Origin of the sequence: Micromonospora sp. DT15 (assembly GCF_049841475.1) — a bacterium.
GTDB lineage: Bacteria > Actinomycetota > Actinomycetes > Mycobacteriales > Micromonosporaceae > Micromonospora.
Genome location: NZ_JBNCKJ010000003.1, coordinates 404,122 through 422,008, shown reverse-complemented (window position 1 = coordinate 422,008; position 17,887 = coordinate 404,122). Strand labels below are relative to the sequence as shown.

Below are 17,887 nucleotides of genomic sequence, written 5' to 3'. Positions count from 1 at the left end.
TGACAGTTCCGGCGCGGCCCGCGGGGTGGGCGTCAGCAATCCTGGTCCTACCCCTCGGGTCCCCCGCTCACACCCGGCCCAGGCGTGGTGGCCGGCGCCCGTACCGGGCAGCTCACGCGGCTCACGGCCGCAGGTGCCGGGCCGGTTTCCGGACGTCCACGCGATGCCGGCCGGCCCTCGGTAGCGTGGGCGGTCATGGCCACCAGCGTCGACGTGCGTCGGGCACTCGCCAGCCTCGCCGACCCCCGTCGCGCCGAGGCATCGAGCCGGTTCCTCCAGATGGTTCCCGGCGGGTACGGCGAGGGCGACCGGGCCCTCGGTGTCTCCGTGCCCGACCAGCGCACGGTGGCCGCCCGGTTCTGGCGCGACCTGTCGCTGGCCGAGACGACGAAGCTGCTCATCGAGGGCGCGCACGAGGAGCGGTTGACCGCGCTGTTCATCCTGGTGCGCAAGTTCGCCAAGGGCGACGAGCAGGAACGGGGTCGGATCTTCGGCACCGTCCTGGCCAACACTGCCCGCATCGACAACTGGGATCTGGTGGACTCGTCCGCGCCGTACATCGTCGGCCCCTGGCTGATCGACAGGGACCGGGGCGTCCTGGACCGGTTGGCCGAGTCGAGCCTCGTGTGGGAGCGGCGTACCGCCGTCATGGCGACCTTCGCCTTCATCAAGGCCGGTGACTTCGAGTGGACCTTCCGGCTCGGCGACCGGCTCCTGCACGACCCGCACGACCTCGTTCGGAAGGCGGTGGGCTGGATGCTGCGCGAGGTGGGCAACCGGGACAGAGCGGCGGAGGAGGAGTTCCTCGCCCGCCGCTACCGGGTCATGCCACGGGTGATGCTGCGGTACGCGATCGAGAAGTTCGAACCACAGCGTCGCCGCGAGTACCTGTCCGGCATGCTCTAGTCGACCGCCACGGCCGGTGGGATGGGGAAGTTCCGGTTGAAGACGTTGTCCGGGTCGTAGCTGGCCTTGATGGCACGCAGGCGGCCGAGGGTGGGCTCGGGCCAGGCATCCAGCAGGCGAGCCGGATCCGTCGTTGACCGCTCCACCGACGGACCGCCCCCGAGTCCGCCCGCCCCGTCGGCCCTTCCCTCCTGGGAGGGAGTGCCCTCCCCTGCCAGCGGGGCCCGCCCACCCTGGGACGCCGGCAGGATCGGTCCATGACGACATCGACACGGATCGTCGGGCGGAGCGTCCATGGTCTGACGTACGCGGTGCTCGGCTGGGCCGTGGCATACGGGGGCGTGCGTCTGGCCTGGACGGTCGACGAGGCTCCGGAGTTCGGGCCGCTCGGGCTCGACCTGCTCGGCTTCACCGGCTGGTGGTCGGTGGCGTTGTGCGCGGTCGCGGGCGGGCTGGCGGTTGCCCTGGACCGGGTGGCGACCTGGCGGCCAGCGCTTGCGGGGCTCGCCTGGGCTGTCGCTGGAGCGCTGGTCGCGGCAGCCGCGATCCTGCTGCCGGAGCTGGTGGGCTTCCTGCTGTTCACCGTCGGCCCGTTCTTCGACCCGTTGGCGTTCGTCAGCAGGCTCGGTTGTGTCACCGGAGCGGTACTGCTCGCTCTGGCCACCGGGCGCTATCAGCGGCGCACCCGGGGCGACTGCCCGGCCTGTTGCCGGACGGTCCGACCAGGTACGCGGCGCTCGGCACCCGCACGGTGGGCGCGCTGGGCCGCGTGGGTCGCCGTGGGCGGTCTCGTGACCCGCTTCGCGGCCCAGTTCGTGGTCGGGTTCGACAGCGTCGACCAGAGCGCCTCCCTGCTCGGGTTGGAGATCGGCCTGGTGCTGGCCGGAGCGCTGTTGCCACTGGCGCTGGCGCATCACTGGGGTGAGGTCTGGCCGTGGTGGGTTCCGCTGCTCGCCGGCCGGACGATTCCTCGCCTTGTGCTTCTGGTGCCCGGCTTCGGGCTCGGCGCGGGCATCGTGGCCTACTTCGGCATGGGCATGGTGCAGGTGACGACGGGCTCGCACAGCGAGTTCTCCGACGCGTTCCTGTGGGTGGCGATGTCGGCGTACCTCGTCATCGGGCTGGGCCTGCTCGTCGCGTCCACCGACTACCACCTGCGCACTCGCAGGCCGTGCGGTGCCTGCGGCCGCTGACGGGACCGCTGGCCGAGGGTCGGTTGCATTGACAGGGATCGTTGGACGAATTAACTTTCTGAATCAAGCACCTGGGAGCGCTCCCAACCACTCACCGTCCGACCATCTCTGAAATCCGCCACAGCTGAGCCCTCCCGAGGCGTGGATACCACCACCAGTTCAGGAGGAGTTTCAGTGAGAAGAAGCAGAAGAGCGACGAACGTCGCCCTGCTGTCGGCCGGCGCCGTCCTGGTGGCGTCCGCAGGCGTCGCGATGGCGGTGCCGGCGGGAGCCGCAGCCGCCGGCTGCAGGGTGGACTACAGCGTGTCGTCGCAGTGGCAGGGTGGCTTCGGCGCGAACGTCACCATCACCAACCTCGGTGACGCGGTGACGAGTTGGGCGCTGGCCTGGAACTACAACGCCGGCCAGACCGTCACCCAGGCCTGGAACACGACTCTGACGCAGAGCGGCACCGCGGTCACCGCCAGGAACGTCAGCTACAACGGGGCCATACCGACCAACGGGACGGTGTCGTTCGGCTTCAACGGATCCTGGACCGGCAGCAACCCCGATCCCACCACCTTCGCGTTGAACGGGGTGGGCTGCACCGGTGGCACAGAGCCGACCCCGCCGCCGACGACGACTCCGCCGCCGACCGACCCACCGCCGCCCACCGGGCCGGCGGACATCACTGTGAACAACGCGACCAGGTACCAGACCGTCGACGGGTTCGGGGCCGCGCAGTCGATCTGGGGTAGCGCCTGGTCGACGACGGACACCCAGACGTTGGTCGGGATGGGTGCCAACCAGTTGGGGCTGTCGATCGTGCGGACCGGGTTGTCGCCAGTGTCCAGCGAGTGGGCGACGCACGTGAACTCGTTGAAGACGGCGAAGTCGTACGGGTCGAACGTGAAGATCCTCGCCTCGCCGTGGACCGCGCCGGCGGCGTGGAAGACCAACAACAGCCGGGTCAACGGCGGCAAACTGAAGACCGACTACTACGACGACTACGCCAACCACCTCAACAGCTACGTGCAGTACATGCGTGGCCAGGGCGTACCCATCGACGTCACCTCGGTGCAGAACGAGCCGGACTGGCACCCGGACTACGACTCGATGGACTGGAGCGGCACCGAGCTGCGCACCTTTGTCCGCGACCAGGGCACCAGGGTGCAGAACACCAAGCTGATGGTGGCCGAGGCGGTGAACATGAACTACAACTTCACCGACCCGACCCTCAACGACGCGACCGCCCGCAACAACATCGGCTACATCGGCGGGCACCTCTACGGCACCGAGGAGTCCGGCCGACTGCGGCCGTACTCGCTGGCCGAGCAGTACAACAAGCCGGTGTGGATGACCGAGTGGAACCTGCACGCCGCCGACGGTGGCGGCTCCAACATCTGGGGCAACCCGGCCAACGCGGCGGTCTGGAACGAGACCCTCGACGACATCATGCGCACCGTGCACAAGTCGATGGAGGCCAACTGGAACGCCTACATCTGGTGGTACGGCAAGCGCTACTACTCCTTCATCGGTGACGGCGAATCGGCGTTCGGCACCGTCGCGGGCGCACCCCTCAAGCGCGGGTACGCCTTCTCGCAGTACGCGAAGTACGTGCGCCCCGGCTACCAGCGGGTCGCCCTGACGAAGAGCTCGAAAGCCTCCCCGCTGGAGGTGACCGCCTACCAGGGCGACGGGAAGATCACCCTGGTGATCCTCAACCGCTCCAACAGCGCGGTCAACAACGCAGTGGTCCAGGCCCCGCAGAACGTCACCCGGGCCGAGCACTACCTCACCTCGCAGAACGCCAACGCGGCCAGCCAGCCCACCAGCGTCAACGGCGGTCAGGCCACCATCAACGTCGGCGCCCGCAGCATCTCCACCCTCGTGTTCACCCTCTGAACACCTCGATCACCACGTACGTCGCGGGAGCCCCGGCCACACGCTTGGGGCTCCCGCCCGTCGACGGGGTTCGGAGCGTCGGATGGTCAGGTGGCTGTCGGCGCCGCCGTGCTCTGCCGCACCACGAGCTTGGGGACGACCAGCGGCAGGCGGTGCGGCACCGTGTCGTCGATGGCCTGGGTGACAGCGGTGATGGCCCGCCGGCCGACCGCGTCGAAGTCCTGCTGGATCGTGGTCAGGGGCGGAATGAGGTAGGGCGCCTCGGGGACGTCGTCGAATCCGACGACGGAGATCTCGTGCGGCACCCGCCGTCCACGCTCGTGCAGCGCGCGCAGCACACCGATCGCCATCTGGTCGTTGGCGGCGAACACCGCTGTGGCCCCGGGCATCTCGTCGACCCGCAGCCCGGCGAGGTAGCCGCTGTGCGCTCTCCAGTCGCCCTCGACCGGCTCCGGCGGGCGTAGACCCGCCGCACTCATCGCCTGACGCCAGCCTTCGAGTCGGGCACGGGCCTCCGCCCAGTTGAGCGGGCCGCTCACGTGCACGATCTCCCGGTGCCCGAGGTCGAGGAGGTGGTCGGTGGCCATCCGGGCGCCGAGCACCTGGTCGACGCCGACTGTCACGCTGGCCCGGGACACGTCGCCCTCCACGACGACGAACGGGACGCTCGATCGCGTCATCCGCACCACCTCGAGGGCCTCGTCGTTGCCGGCGATCATCACGACGCCCTCCACGCCGACGCGCATGAGGTGTTCGGTGGCGTCGCTGAGCGCCCGTACCGTCACCTCGGACAGGCTCACCGAGGTGGCGAAGTAGCCGGCCGCCCGGGCCGCGTCCTCGACGCTGCGATGGATGCTGGTCGGACCGAACAGCGTCCTGGCCGTGCCGATGATGCCGATCATCCCGGACCGTCCGCGAACCAACGCGCGGGCCGCCGTGTTGGGGCGGTAGTCGAGCCGTCGGATCGCTTCGAGGACCCGTTCCCGGGTCTCGCGCCTGATGCTGGGCGCGCCGTTGATGACCCGGGACACCGTCTGGTGTGACACGCCCGCCAGGCGAGCGACGTCAGCCATGACCGGTGGCCGGTCGGCCGCCGTCACAGCGGCCTTTGTGTGAACTCGCACTGGCGGGCCATCCGTTCTTCCATGGAATCAGTTCCTCGTGGGCCTCGTCCGTTCGTGGCCGTCAGTGTGAGTGACGGGGCACCGCGCTGCCGCTGCCACCGACGAGGAAGTCGAGGTCCGCGCCGCTGTCTGCCTGCTGAACGTGTTCGCTGTAGAGCCGTACCCATCCCCGGTCGGCCACCGGCTTCGGAGGCTGCCAGGCGGCGCGGCGTACGGCGAGCTCCGCGTCGTCGACCAGAAGGTCGAGGCGGCGCGTCGCGACGTCGACGGAGATCAGGTCGCCGCTGCGTACCAGCGCGAGCGGACCACCCACTGACGCCTCCGGTGCCACGTGCAGGACGCAGGTGCCGTAGCCGGTGCCGCTCATTCGGGCGTCGGAGATCCGCACCATGTCCGTGATGCCGTCGGCGAGCAACCGTCGTGGCATGGGCACGTTGCCCACCTCCGGGAAGCCGGGGTAGCCCCGGGGGCCGGCGTTGCGGACGACGATCACCGTGTCGGGGGTGACGTCGAGGTCCGGATCGTCGGCGGCGACGACGTACTCCTCGATCCGGTCGAAGACGAGCGCCGGGCCGGTGTGCGTGAGGAGGTGGGCGGAGGCGGCGGAGACCTTCAATACCGCCCCGGACGGCGCGAGCGAGCCGCGCAGCACCACGGTGCCCGACCCGGCGGGCTGGAACGGCTCCTCCATGGTGGCGATGACGTCCCGGTTCCAGCACTGGGCGCCGTCGACGTTCTCGGCCACGCTCCTGCCGCTGACGGTGATGTGGTCCATGTGCAGCAGCGGGGCGAGTTCCTTCATCACCACCGGGAGGCCGCCCGCGTAGGCGAAGTCCTCCATCAGGTACGTCCCGGACGGCATGAGGTTGACGAGCATGGGCACGTCGGCGGTGAGGGTGTCGAAGTCCTCCAACGACAGGGGGACGCCGAGGCGTCCGGCGATCGCGAGCAGGTGTACGACAGCGTTGGTGGAGCCGCCGATGGCGGCGTTGACCCGGACGGCGTTCTCGAACGCCTGCCTGGTGAGCACCGAGGACAACCGTTGGTCCTGTTCGACCATGGCGACGATCCGGCGTCCGGCGGCTTGCGCGAGCGCGTACCGCCGGGAGTCGACCGCCGGCACGGCGGCCGCCCCCGGTAGCTGCATACCCAGCGCCTCGGTCACACAGGCCATCGTGGAGGCGGTGCCCATTGTCATGCAGTGGCCCCGGCTGCGGGACATGCCGACCTCCGCCTCGGAGCAGTCGGCCGCCGTCATCCGACCGGCCCGCATCTCCTCGGTGAAGCGCCAGACGACGGTGCCGGAGCCGATGTCCTGGCCGCGGAACTTGCCGTTGAGCATCGGGCCGCCGGTCAACATCAGTGTCGGCAGGTCGACGCTCGCCGCTCCCATCAGCAGGCCGGGGGTGGTCTTGTCACAGCCGGAGAGCAGGACCACCCCGTCGAGCGGGTTGGCGCGGACCGACTCCTCCAGCTCCATCGCCAGCAGGTTGCGGTAGAGCATGGTCGTGGGTCGCATCAGCGGCTCGCCCAGGCTCATCGCCGGGAACTCCAGCGGCAGGCCCCCGCTCTCCCACACGCCCCGCTTCACCGACGCGGCGAGGTCTCGCAGGTGGGCGTTGCAGGGTGTCAGCTCCGACCAGGTGGTGGCGATGCCGATCACCGGGCGACCGTCGAAGACGTCGTCCGCGAACCCCTGGTTGCGCATCCAGGACCGATGGATGAACCCGTTGCGGCCTTCCGCACCGAACCACTCCCCGCTGCGCAGCGGTCGATTCGTCGTCGACATCAGCACACCTCTCTGTCATCCGTCCGGCCGCGTCCTGCGCGGCGATCAATGCGCGTGTGGTGGATTGGCTGGTGGTGCCGGCGCGGCCTACCGGAGACCTCCGACGGAGAGTCCGCCGCGCCAGTGTCGTTGCAGGCTGAAGAACGCGATGATCAGCGGGATCACGGACACCAGGGAACCCAGGATGATGAGGCTCCACAGCGAGGTGGTTCCCGCGTTGTTCGCGGACGCGATTCCCTGCCAGAGGCCAAGGCCGACGGTGACCGGGAAGAGCCGGTTGTCGGAGAGCATGGCCAGCGGCAGGAAGTAGTTGTTCCAGGACGCCACGGCCGACAGGAGCAGCACGGTGACCACAGCGGGACGCATCAGCGGAAGGGCGATCTGGATGAACGTCCGTATCTCTCCCGCGCCGTCGACCCGCGCCGCGTCAAGGAGTTCGTCGGGCACCGCGTCGCGCGCGTACACGTGCATCAGGTAGACGCCGAACGGGTTGAGCAGCGACGGGAGGATCACCGCCCAGACCGTGTTCGTCAGGCCGAGTCGGGAGAACATGATGAAGGTCGGGATGACCAGAGCGGTGGCGGGCACCATCAGCGCGCCGAGCACGATGGCGAAGCTGAAGCGTCGGGCGGCGAACCGGTACTTGGCGAACCCGTAACCGGCCATGACCGCCAGGACGGTGGCGCCGACGCCGCCGGCGATCGCGTAGAGCGTGGAGTTGAGCATCCACCGCAGGTAGATGCCACCGTCGTAGGTGAAGAGCTGCCGCAGGTTCCCGAGGTAGTCGACCTGGTCGGTGAACCAGAGGGTGTTGCCGCCGCCGAACAGCCCGGGTGCGTCCTTGGAGCTGTTGACGATGACCCACCAGAACGGTACGAGGAAGTAGATCACCAGGAAGCCGAGGAGGATCTGCAGGGGGAGATAGCGCTGCGGTCGGCGGGCGCCGGCGCGGACGCTGGTGTGGTCGGTCATCAGAGGAAGCTCCTCCGCTTGCGGGTGAAGAACAGGAAGGCGTACACGCAGATGAACACGAGCCCGCCGAGGGCGAAGGAGATCGCCGACCCGTAGTTGAAGTTGGCGAGCGAGAACGCCTGTTGGTACGCGTACATGTTCGGGGTGAAGTCCGCGCCGATGGTGCCCGCGGCGAGGTATCGCAGGATCTGCGGTTCGTTGAAGAACTGCAGGGTGCCGATGAGCGAGAAGACCAGGATGAGGATCAGGGCGGGCGCGATCAGCGGGATCTTGATCCGGGTCGCGATCTGCCACCGCCCGGCGCCGTCCATCCGGGCCGCCTCGTAGAGCGTCGGGTCGACGCCCTGCAACGCCGCGTACAGGATGATCATGTAGTAGCCGGCCCACTGCCAGGTGACGACGTTGAGCAGCCCGTAGAAGATCAGGTCGCTGCTCAGGAAGTCGGGTGCGGTGGCGCCGAACAGCCCGAAGATGTCGGTGAGCGGGCCGAAGCCCCTGCTGTAGAGGAACCCCCACATCACGGCCCCGATGACTGTGGGGATCGCGTACGGCAGGAAGATCATGAGGCGGGAGAAACGGGCGAACAGGGTGGTCACCGAGTCCAGGATGAGGGCCAGCGCGAGCGCGATGACGATCTGCAGCGGGATCGAGACCAGCGAGAAGCGGATGACGAACCACGCCCCGGACAGGAAGCTCGGGTCGGTGAACGCCTTCACGTAGTTGTCGAAGAGAACGAAGCTGGTGCCGCCGATCAGCTTCTTCTGAAACAGACTGAGGTACAGCGCGTACCCCAGCGGGGCGATGAGGAACGCCAGGAACACGATCCCGAACGGCCCGACGAAGAGCCACCCCATCAGGTGTTCGCGGAGGTGCACCTTGCCACGGATCTTGCGCGTCTCAGGCTGAGGACGCGGTGCGCGCTTCTCGGTCAGGAGTGTCATCTTGGTCTCCGGGACGTGGACGGTGAGAGTGGAGGGTGGGCCGGCCGCTCGGTGCGGCGCGGCCCACCCATCCGGTCACTGAACGGTGAAGCCTTGTTCCTTGGCGTACTTCGCCACGTCCTCCTGGAGCCGGTCGGCAGCTTGCGAACCGGTGACGGAGCCCTTGATGATCTCGCTGACCTGCTTCGTCATGGCGTCGAGGTAGTACTGACCGAACGGGGCGTACGCGACGCCCTTGTAGGCGTCCGCGGCGGGAAGGTAGACCTCCTTGTTCGCCTGCTGGCCGTCGAAGAACGCCACCTTCAGGTCGACGAACGCGGGGTCCTTGAGCGCCGTGAGGTTCAGCGGGAAGATGATCTGGTTGGTCCAGCCGTCGGTGAGTGACTCCTTGTCGGCGTAGAGGCCGTAGGCGACCTTCGCGGCCAGCTCCGGCTTCTTGGCCTGCTTGGTCACCGAGAAGGCCGACCCACCCCAGTTGACCTGCACCGGGTTGGCCGAGTCCCACTGCGGCAGCGGCGCCACCGCGAACTTGCCGGTGTCCTGCCCCTTACCGACACCCGCGCCGGTGAGGTAGCCGGGCGCCCAGGCAGCCGAGATGTACGTCGCGTAGTTGCCGTTGATGACGCCGGAGATGTATTCCGGGGTGAACTGGTCCTGCGTACCGACCAGGCCCTTCTTGGCGAGGCCGCCCCAGTAGTCCAGCACGTCCTTGGACGCCTGGTCGTTGAGCTTCACCCCTATCGCCTTCGGCTGCGCCGGATCGTAGGTGAAGGGAGCAGCGCCCTTCTGGATCTGCAGCGCCATGGTGAGCGCCGAGACGTTCGCGCCGAGGTCACCGAAGAGCGGACCGCCGGCGTCCTTGACCTTCTGGGCGGCCTGCTCGTACTCGGCCCAGGTCTTCGGCGGCGTGATCTTGTACTTGTCGAAGATGTCCTTCCGGTAGATCATCGCCACCGGGCCGCCGTCGACCGGGACGCCGTAGACCTTGTCGCCGACCGACACGTCCTTCCAGGCGCCCTCGCCGTAGTTGGCCTTGACCGCGTCGAAGCCGTACTGCTTGATGTCGACGAGCGCGCCCTGGATCTGGAACGTCGGGATCCGGTCCGCCTCGACCATGATCACGTCAGGTGCGCCGGTGCCCGCCGAGATGGCGGTCTGGAACTTGTCGTACTCGTCACTGCCCTGGCCGACGTTGGTCCAGCAGACCTGCACATCGTCGTGCTGCTTGTTGAAGTTGTCGACGACGAGCTGGGTGTTGGGGTACCAGCCCCACATCGTCACGACCGGCACGTTCTGCTTGGTGATGGTGTTCGTGCAACTGCTCGCGTCGCTGCCGCCCTCGTCGGAGGAGCAGGCGACGAGGCCGGTCCCCGCCGCGAGCATGGCTACCGTGGCGAGTATTCGTCTTCTCTTCATTGAGATGGTTCCCTTCGGCGATGGCGGTGCACTGCATCCATGCGCTGGCGGGCACCACCGGGGGCAGGAAACCCTGCTCCCGGTGGCGTCGCCGGCGACGGCTCCTAGCGCTTGAACAGACGGGGCGCCAGGTCGATGAGGTTCTTCTGCCACACGTCCCAGCCGTGCGGCCCGGGGGTGACCCCGTCGAACTCGTAGCGGATACCGAGGTTGTCCAACGTGGTCAGCGACGCCATGAAGCTCGGGTACACGAAGTCGGTCTGGTCACCGACGTAGAGGCGCAGCATCTTGGTGCCGTTGTTGATCGCCGCCACGTCGACGCCGGTGCCGCTGCCGAAACCGGCCGAGAACGCGGCGACGTAGGCGAACTCACCCGGGTAGGCCCGCAGCACTCCGAACGCCTGCCCGCCGCCCATCGACAGACCGGCGAGGGCCTGCTGCGACGGATCGCTGGAGATGTTGTAGCGGTCACGGGCCGTCGGAACGATGTTCTCCCGCAGTTCCCGGTTGAAGTTCGACGAGTTGCCGTTGCCCATCACGACGACCATCGGCGTCAGGTCGCCGTCGAGGAACTGATTGTCGAGGATCTGCTTGGCGCGGCCCATCTCCACCCAGTCCGTGTAGTTCTGGCCGCCGCCGTGCTGGAGGTAGAGGACCGGGTACGGCTGCGTACGGTTCGGGTCGTACCCGGGTGGGGTCCACACCAGCGCGGTGCGGTCCTGGCCGGCCACCGTGCTGGGGTAGGTCATGCTCTCGACCTTCCCGCCACGACCGGCGGGTACGTCCGACAGCAGTCGGGCACCGGGCCCAGGGATGAGGAAGGTGCTCCACATCGGCTCGGTGGTGACCTTCGTCGGGTTGGAGGTGTCCTTGACCGCGACCCGGTCCACGATCAGCCGGTAGTAGTAGAACCAGGGCTTCAGCGGGCCGACCGTGGCCCGCCACCGGTCACCGTCACGGGTCAGTGGCAGTCGCAGCCAACTGCCGCCCGGTGCGACGTTCGCCCAGACCGTGACGTGCTGAGCGTCAGCGAAGTCCGTGGTCGTCTCGAAGGTGACGAACCCGTCCTCGGTGACGAAGGGCGTCGGGGTGGTACCGGCCGGCGGCGGGGTGAACTCCCGCTTGAGCGGCTGGTGACCGGGGCTCGGCCCGTGGTCCCGCACGTGACCGAACAGTCGCGGCAGGAAGTCGACGAGGTTCTCCTGCCAGGTGGTCCAGGTCGCGCCGCCGTCCGGGTTGACCCCGTCGAACTCGAACCGGACGTCGGCCCGGTCCAACGCCTTCGTCAGCCGGTAGGTGGTGTTGTACGCGGGATCGGTGACGTTGCCCGTGTAGAGGCGGAGCAGCTTGACGCTGCGGTTGATCGCCTTGGCGTCCTTCCGGTCGATCTCCGGCGCCGACGTGCCCGAGAACCAACCCACGTGACCGAACTGACCCGGCTTGGTGAGCGCGGCCCGCACCGCGTCCGTCGCACCGTCGGACACGCCCGCGATGGCCTGGTGCGCCGGGTCGCGAAGGACCCGGTACCTGTCGGTGACCGCCTTCCGGAGGTCCTTCAGCCCCTTGTCGTCGGAGCCGTCGACATCGTTGATCACCACCACCATCGGGCGGATGGCGCCCGCGGCCGAGAGGTTGTCGAGGATCTGCTTGGCTCGACCGAGGTCGAGCCAGTCGGTGGCGGCCACGCCGTCCCCCGACTGGAGGAAGAGCGCTGGGTAACCCTTCGGGCTCTTGGCCGCGTAACCCGGTGGCGTCCAGACCAGGGCGGAGCGCTGCGCGTTCCCGGCCCGATAGGTCAGCGTCTCGATCTTTCCGCCGGTGCCGGCCGGCGCGTCGAGTAGCCATCGTGCCGAGTCACCCGCGACGAGGAAGGTGCTCAGGAGCGGGTTGGACGCGACACTGGTGCTGTTCGTCGGGTCCTTGATGGTCAAGGTGTCGTCGGCGGTGAGCTGGTAGTTGTAGAGCCCCGGCTCCAACGCGCCGAGAACACCCGACCACACCTCACCCCGACGGGTCAGACCGAACTCCGCCCAGCTGGCCGACGGGCCGAAGTTTCCCTCGACGACGACCTGCGAGACGGTGCCCAGGTTCTCCTGGACGTACGCCGCCGGGACGGCGAACGTGGCGTAGCGGTCCGCGGAGACATCCAGCCACGGCGTGTCCGCCGCAGCTGGCTGCGGCGCGAGGAGCACCGCCGCGGCGGTGATGACCCCGGCGGTGAACGCCGCCGAGAGTCGCCGGCGTACGCCCAACTGGCGTAAACGCCCGTGATACTGTCCGGTAACCACACTCCACTCCCTTCATGCGCCGGCAGCGGATGCGACCCGTCTGACCGGCTCAACTCAACGGTGGATCTGGCCGTGCGTGCTGCGTACACCTCCTTCAGGCTGCCGCCACGGGCACACCTGCCGTGATCGCTGCGTCGGGAGTGATCAGGCTCGCGCACCAGTGGGTTGAGGTCATGGCCGTGCCGCGCTCCTGGGTGGTGCGGTCGAGTCGCGCACGACGAGGCTTGTCGGAAGCACGATCTGGCTCGGCTCGTCCCACTCACCGGTCACCAGCGACTTGAGCATCCGCGCGGCTTCGTACCCGAGCTGATACATCGACTGGTCCACGGTGGTTAGACCTGGCTGGGTCGACGCCGTTTCGGGGATGTTGTCGAAGCCGACGACGGACAGGTCCCCCGGCACCGAGAATCCCAGCTCCCGGGCGACCTCCAGAACCTTCAGGGCCATCCCGTCGCTCGCCGCGAAGATCGCCGATGGCGGCTCCGATCGTCGCAGCAGGTCACGCGCCAACGGAGTCGCCGACTCGGGGTTGAAGTCCCCTCGGCCGATGAGCGTCGGGTCGACCGGGATGCCGGCGTTGGACAGCGCGGCGCGGTATCCCTCCTCCCGCGACCAGGCTGAGGCCAGGCTGTCGCGGCCGGCGATGAACCCGATGCGCCGATGACCCAGGTCGACCAGGTGCTGGACCGCGGTGGTGGCGCCCGCGAGGTTGTCGGCCATCACCGAGGGCGCCGTCGAGCCCCGCACCGGGTCGATGGCCACGACCGGCGTCCGGCTCCGGATGTCACCCCAGGGCGTCACGACGATGCACCCGTCGGTGAGGGTGCCCGACAGGCGGGTCAGGTGCCGCTGCTCCCAACCCTCCGAATACGACCCGTAGAGGTCGCTGTTGGCGTAGATGATCAGATCGAAGCCCGAGCGGCTCAGCGCCTTCATCACGCCCTTGAGCACTTCCGCCGTGTACGACTGGAAGCTGTGCGCCACGAGGCCCAGAACGTTGGTGCGGCTGCGCCGGAGGCTGGTCGCCACCAGACTCGACTCGTAGCCGAGCTGCTCAATGGCGGAGCGCACCTGAGCGACAGTGCGAGCGCTGACGCCGTAATGCCCGTTGACGACGCGCGAGACGGTGGCGGTGGAAACGCCAGCAGCTCGGGCGACATCACTCATTGTCACCGGCGCATTGACTTCAATCATGCCGCTCTCTCTGGACTGCAATCGTTATCGGTTACGTTTCCAGGATGTTGCCAAGGTAACTGAGAACTATTACGAACACAAGACCTCTTCACCCTTACCCGGCCTCTCGAATGAGCTGTCCTAAGTGGAGGTCGGCGAAGGCGCTGATGATCCTCGGATGCCGTTGCGGATAACGCAATCGGCATCGTCTGCCAGGGGTCGAAGTGGGGGCCGAATCCGCGTCGGTGCTACCCGTCGACAACAGGACGGCACGCTCCGTCAAGAACCATTCCCCGACCCGGGTGAACGATCACAGCTGCCGAACTTCGACGGTCCCGGTAAAGACCTTCGACGTCGACCGGTCCGAGTCGGCACCGATGACGGAACCCCTCAGTCGACGGGGTCGAGGACGTCTCAGCCCGGTGCGGGCGCTGTCGCATCCGCGTAGGTCGCCTTGATCTCCGGCTCAACAGTGGTCACCCGGTCACCCCCATCACCGCGACAAGCTGGTCGTTCGGCCCCGCCGTGCGTGCCGGCCGGACATTGATCCAGGCGCCATGTTCCCTTACGTAAACGTAATCGGTAACGTTTACATAGATCGACAACGTAATCGAAGTCGATCACGTTGTCCAGAGCTCACACTGCCTCCACCACCCCTCGGTCCCGGCGTTCGAGCAGTGCTGTCGCGTCGGACCCGCACGAAGGGAGCCAGCCCTGAACACCCACCTCGACAGCACGCCGGACAACGGCGTGCACACGGCCCGCCTGACCCTGGACCCCCGCCGACGCGTCGCACCGGTGCCACGTCGACTCTTCGGCTCGTTCGTCGAGCACCTGGGGCGCTGCGTCTACAACGGAATCTACGAGCCGGGGCACCCGACGGCCGACGCCGACGGCTTTCGGGGCGACGTCCTCGCACTGGTGCGCGAGTTGGGCGTCACCACCGTCCGCTACCCCGGCGGCAACTTCGTCTCCTCCTACCGCTGGGAGGACGGCGTCGGTCCGGTCGACAAACGCCCGGCGAGGCTCGACCTCGCCTGGCACAGCCTGGAGACCAACGCGTTCGGGCTCGACGAGTTCATGCGGTGGGTCGGCAAGGCAGGTGTGGATCCGATCATGGCGGTCAACCTCGGCACCCGTGGCACCGCCGAGGCCGTCGACCTGCTCGAGTACGCCAATCACCGCAGTGGGAGCCACCTCGCCGACCAGCGCCGCGACAACGGCGCTGTCGACCCGTACGGCATCAAGCTGTGGTGTCTGGGCAACGAGATGGACGGCCCGTGGCAGGTGGGTCAGCGCAGCGCGACCGAGTACGGGCGACTCGCGGCGCAGACCGCGAAGGCCATGCGACGCTTCGACCCCGATCTCGAACTCGTCGCCTGCGGCTCATCACACCTCGGTATGCCGACCTTCGGCAGCTGGGAACGCGACGTGCTGACCGAGGCGTACGACGACGTCGACCTGATCTCGCTGCACGCGTACTACCAGCCGGTCGACGACGACCTGGCCAGCTTCCTCGCCTCGGCCGAGGACATGGACAGGTACATCGACGCCGTCACCGCCATCGCCGACTCGGTCGGAGCGATCCGTCGGTCGACCAAGAAGATCATGATCGCGTTCGACGAGTGGAACGTCTGGTACCAGTCCGCCGCCCCGTCCACGCCCCCGAGCGGCGAGGACTGGCCGGTCGCGCCACCCCTGCTGGAGGACCACTACAGCGTTGCCGACGCGGTCGTCGTCGGCGGCCTGCTCATCAGCCTGCTCCGGCACAGCGACCGGGTGAGCGCGGCCTGCCAGGCCCAACTGGTCAACGTCATCGCACCGATCATGACCGAAACTGGCGGCGCGGCCTGGCGGCAGACCATCTTCCACCCCTTCGCCCGCACCGCCCGGCACGCCCAGGGCACGGTGTTGGACGTGCTGCGCGAGGGCAGCACGACGACCACCGACCGCTACGGTGAGATCGACGCTGTCGACGCGGTCTCCACCTGGGACGACACCACCGGGGAGATGACAGTCTTCCTCGTCAACCGCGCTCTCGACACCCCGGCCGAGGTGACCATCGACGTCGCCGGCGCGCAGGTCGGCGACATCGTCGAATGCGTCACCGTCGGCGGCACCGACCTGCACGCCAAGAACACGGCCGACGGTCCGGACCACGCCGCGCCGCGTTCCAACGGCACGGCACGGGGCGCCGACGCCAGCGTGCAGCTGACTCTTCCACCCGCGTCCTGGACCATGCTGCGACTCCGCGCCACCGACACGACCCCGTGACCGGCTGACGAACGGACCGGGACGTACCCCGGCCGCGCACACCCTGGCTTCACCAGCGCCGCGCGGCCGGGGCTTCCCCACCACAGGGAGTACGGCGTCGAGCCGGCTGTTACCGGACGTCGACAGGGGTGCTCTGGGAGTCGTTGAAGAGCCTGTTGCCCTGGTAACGGGCGACCACCGGCGCGTTCAGCTCACCATGGACGGTCTTCTTCAGCCGGGCGACGCCGTGGTGCACCGGGGCCGACCCGAGGTGCGTGTCACCCGCGTAGAAGTCGACAGTGCCGGAGGGCGCCGACGTGCTGGTGCTGACCGTGCCGACCGTCGCGGTGGCGGTGACCTTCATGTGGTGCGAGCCGCCCGCCGGTGACGTCGTGACGACGAGGTCGGTGGTGGTGGCCCGGAACGTCAGCGTACGCAGGTAGTGGTTCAGCAGCGGACGCCACACGTGCCAGGTGTGCACGCCCGGCACGTTGTACTCGTCCAGCTCGACGCCGGCGGCACGCAGGGCAGCGGCGTTGCGCTGCGAGTTCTCGGCGATGTTGCCCAGCCGGTCCTGCAACCCCGTGCCGATCATGATGCCGCCGGCCACCGCCTTCATGCTGTCGACCTGGGCCTGGGTGGCGGCCGGACCGCCCGCGCTCCAGGCCGCGTGGTAGCCGAACAGGTCGGTGTGGTTGTACATGATGGTGTACGCCCGGCTGCCACCGGCCGAGAAGCCGGCGAACGCGCGGTCCTGCGCCCGGGTCGAGACGCGGTAGTTCTGCTCGACGAACGGGAAGATGTTGTTCCGTAGTTCGTTGACGTAGCCCTCGTTGCCACCAGGGAGGCCGTTGAAGTCGGTGGACACGATCACCATGGGCTGCGCCGCACGTTCCTTGATCGCGTTCTCCAGGATGAGGTGGGCAACGCCCTGCATCGTCCAGGCGGTCGAGTGGTCGCCGCTGCCGTGGCTCAGGTAGAGGGTCGGGTACGGAGTGGCCCGGTTGGGGTCGTAGCCGTGTGGCAGGTAGACGACGATGTCGTGGACTCCCGCCGGGTTGGTCGACAGCGGCGAGGTGTACCGCCGGGACTCCAGCCGGCCGACCCTGGCGACCGGAGCCTGGTAACTGGTGGCGTACGTCGGGAACTTTTTGCTGGTCGGGACGTAGATCGTGCTGCGTACCGCGCCGGGCGCTCCCGGGTACTGCGGCTGGATCTGCCAGCGGTTGGCGGGGTCGTCGTGCAGGGCGCAGCCGGTGGCGAGCTCGTTGGCGCAATCGTGGGTGAACGCGTAGCGGAAGGTGCCCGCCGGCAGCGGAGTAGTGAAGGTCCAGACCCCGTCCGGGCCCTTTCGCATGGCCTGGGTGTGCCACGGGGTGGCCGCGACGTCGCCGGGTTGCCACTCGGCGGGCGGTCGCGCGTCACCGCAGTCCTGGCAAGCGATGTTCTCCGGTCGGGAGTAGAACCAGTCGCCGTAGACGTGGACCTGCCCGACGTCCTCGGGCGCCCGGTACCGGAAGGTGACTGTGTAGCCGGTCGGGGGCTTGTCGGTGCGGCTGACGGTCGGGCCCAGCGGCGCCGGCGGTGCGGCCGAGGCCGCCGGAGCGGCGACCGTTGCGGCCGTCACTGTGACGGCGGCGAGCAGCGCGAGCAGCAGCCGGCGTGTCGGTGCCGGCGTCGGGGGACGGGGAGGTGCGACGGGCATGTTCCTGCTCCCTCTTCGGCGTGTGGTCAGACCGCACCGAGCGGTCGACGACCATTCGATGGTGAGGTGAAGGGATACCAGTAACGAGCGATGCGGCGATGCGAGCGCTAACATCGTTCCCTGTCGAAAACACAACCATGAATTGCATTGACGGTCAAGGCGGAAATTGGATCGGAAAATCGCGTCCCCACCATTCGGGCGCGCTTCAGCAACACCGGGGCAACTGGCGCGCGAACTCTCTGT

The 17,887-nt window shown here is 68.2% G+C and carries 13 protein-coding genes; 4 read left to right on the top strand and 9 right to left on the bottom strand.

Annotated features, from left to right (window positions below):
* Window positions 1-195 precede the first annotated feature (195 nt).
* The gene (locus ACLQ3F_RS09490; RefSeq protein WP_425847935.1) at window positions 196-906 is read left to right on the top strand and encodes a DNA alkylation repair protein; all 711 of its coding nucleotides are present in this window, start codon (window positions 196-198) and stop codon (window positions 904-906) included.
* Here ACLQ3F_RS09490 and ACLQ3F_RS09485 read toward each other — a convergent pair.
* Entirely contained in the window at window positions 903-1,052 is a 150-nt protein-coding gene (locus ACLQ3F_RS09485) for a BBE domain-containing protein (protein ID WP_425847933.1), read from the bottom strand. The two genes, ACLQ3F_RS09490 and ACLQ3F_RS09485, sit on opposite strands and share 4 nt — an antisense overlap.
* Before the next feature lie 111 nt (window positions 1,053-1,163).
* On the opposite strand from ACLQ3F_RS09485, the gene ACLQ3F_RS09480 reads away from it, so the two are divergent.
* Together ACLQ3F_RS09480 and ACLQ3F_RS09475 are read left to right on the top strand one after the other, a co-directional pair.
* Complete coding sequence (locus ACLQ3F_RS09480) at window positions 1,164-2,099, top strand: hypothetical protein (protein ID WP_425847930.1); 936 nt, start codon at window positions 1,164-1,166, stop codon at window positions 2,097-2,099.
* Between the two features lie 252 nt (window positions 2,100-2,351).
* Entirely contained in the window at window positions 2,352-3,983 is a 1,632-nt protein-coding gene (locus ACLQ3F_RS09475; protein ID WP_425848215.1) for a cellulose binding domain-containing protein, read from the top strand.
* Between the two features lie 86 nt (window positions 3,984-4,069).
* Here ACLQ3F_RS09475 and ACLQ3F_RS09470 read toward each other — a convergent pair whose 3' ends face one another.
* From ACLQ3F_RS09470 to ACLQ3F_RS09440, 7 genes are all read right to left on the bottom strand, one after another.
* Window positions 4,070-5,056 carry a LacI family DNA-binding transcriptional regulator gene (locus tag ACLQ3F_RS09470; protein ID WP_425847927.1) on the bottom strand — a complete coding sequence of 329 codons (987 nt, stop codon included), beginning with the start codon at window positions 5,054-5,056 and terminating at the stop codon, window positions 4,070-4,072.
* Between the two features lie 112 nt (window positions 5,057-5,168).
* Window positions 5,169-6,896 (bottom strand): IlvD/Edd family dehydratase, encoded by a 1,728-nt coding sequence (locus tag ACLQ3F_RS09465; RefSeq protein ID WP_425847924.1) that lies wholly within the window; start codon window positions 6,894-6,896, stop codon window positions 5,169-5,171.
* An 87-nt stretch (window positions 6,897-6,983) separates the two neighbouring features.
* On the bottom strand, window positions 6,984-7,868 hold the full coding sequence (locus ACLQ3F_RS09460) for a carbohydrate ABC transporter permease (RefSeq protein ID WP_396791766.1): 885 nt from the start codon (window positions 7,866-7,868) through the stop codon (window positions 6,984-6,986).
* Window positions 7,868-8,809 (bottom strand): carbohydrate ABC transporter permease, encoded by a 942-nt coding sequence (locus tag ACLQ3F_RS09455; RefSeq protein WP_357204979.1) that lies wholly within the window; start codon window positions 8,807-8,809, stop codon window positions 7,868-7,870. The genes ACLQ3F_RS09460 and ACLQ3F_RS09455 overlap by 1 nt, the downstream gene beginning before the upstream one ends.
* 75 nt (window positions 8,810-8,884) lie before the next feature.
* Complete coding sequence (locus tag ACLQ3F_RS09450; RefSeq protein WP_357222407.1) at window positions 8,885-10,225, bottom strand: ABC transporter substrate-binding protein; 1,341 nt, start codon at window positions 10,223-10,225, stop codon at window positions 8,885-8,887.
* Between the two features lie 104 nt (window positions 10,226-10,329).
* Window positions 10,330-12,513, bottom strand: coding sequence for an alpha/beta hydrolase (locus tag ACLQ3F_RS09445; protein ID WP_425847919.1), 2,184 nt, complete (start codon window positions 12,511-12,513; stop codon window positions 10,330-10,332).
* A gap of 171 nt (window positions 12,514-12,684) precedes the next feature.
* Window positions 12,685-13,680 (bottom strand): LacI family DNA-binding transcriptional regulator, encoded by a 996-nt coding sequence (locus ACLQ3F_RS09440; RefSeq protein WP_425848213.1) that lies wholly within the window; start codon window positions 13,678-13,680, stop codon window positions 12,685-12,687.
* A gap of 756 nt (window positions 13,681-14,436) precedes the next feature.
* Here ACLQ3F_RS09440 and ACLQ3F_RS09435 point away from each other — a divergent pair.
* Window positions 14,437-15,960, top strand: coding sequence for an alpha-N-arabinofuranosidase (locus ACLQ3F_RS09435; protein WP_425847916.1), 1,524 nt, complete (start codon window positions 14,437-14,439; stop codon window positions 15,958-15,960).
* Between the two features lie 109 nt (window positions 15,961-16,069).
* Here ACLQ3F_RS09435 and ACLQ3F_RS09430 read toward each other — a convergent pair whose 3' ends face one another.
* Window positions 16,070-17,644, bottom strand: a complete 1,575-nt coding sequence (locus tag ACLQ3F_RS09430) for an alpha/beta hydrolase-fold protein (protein WP_425847913.1) — start codon at window positions 17,642-17,644, stop codon at window positions 16,070-16,072.
* Window positions 17,645-17,887 lie beyond the last annotated feature (243 nt).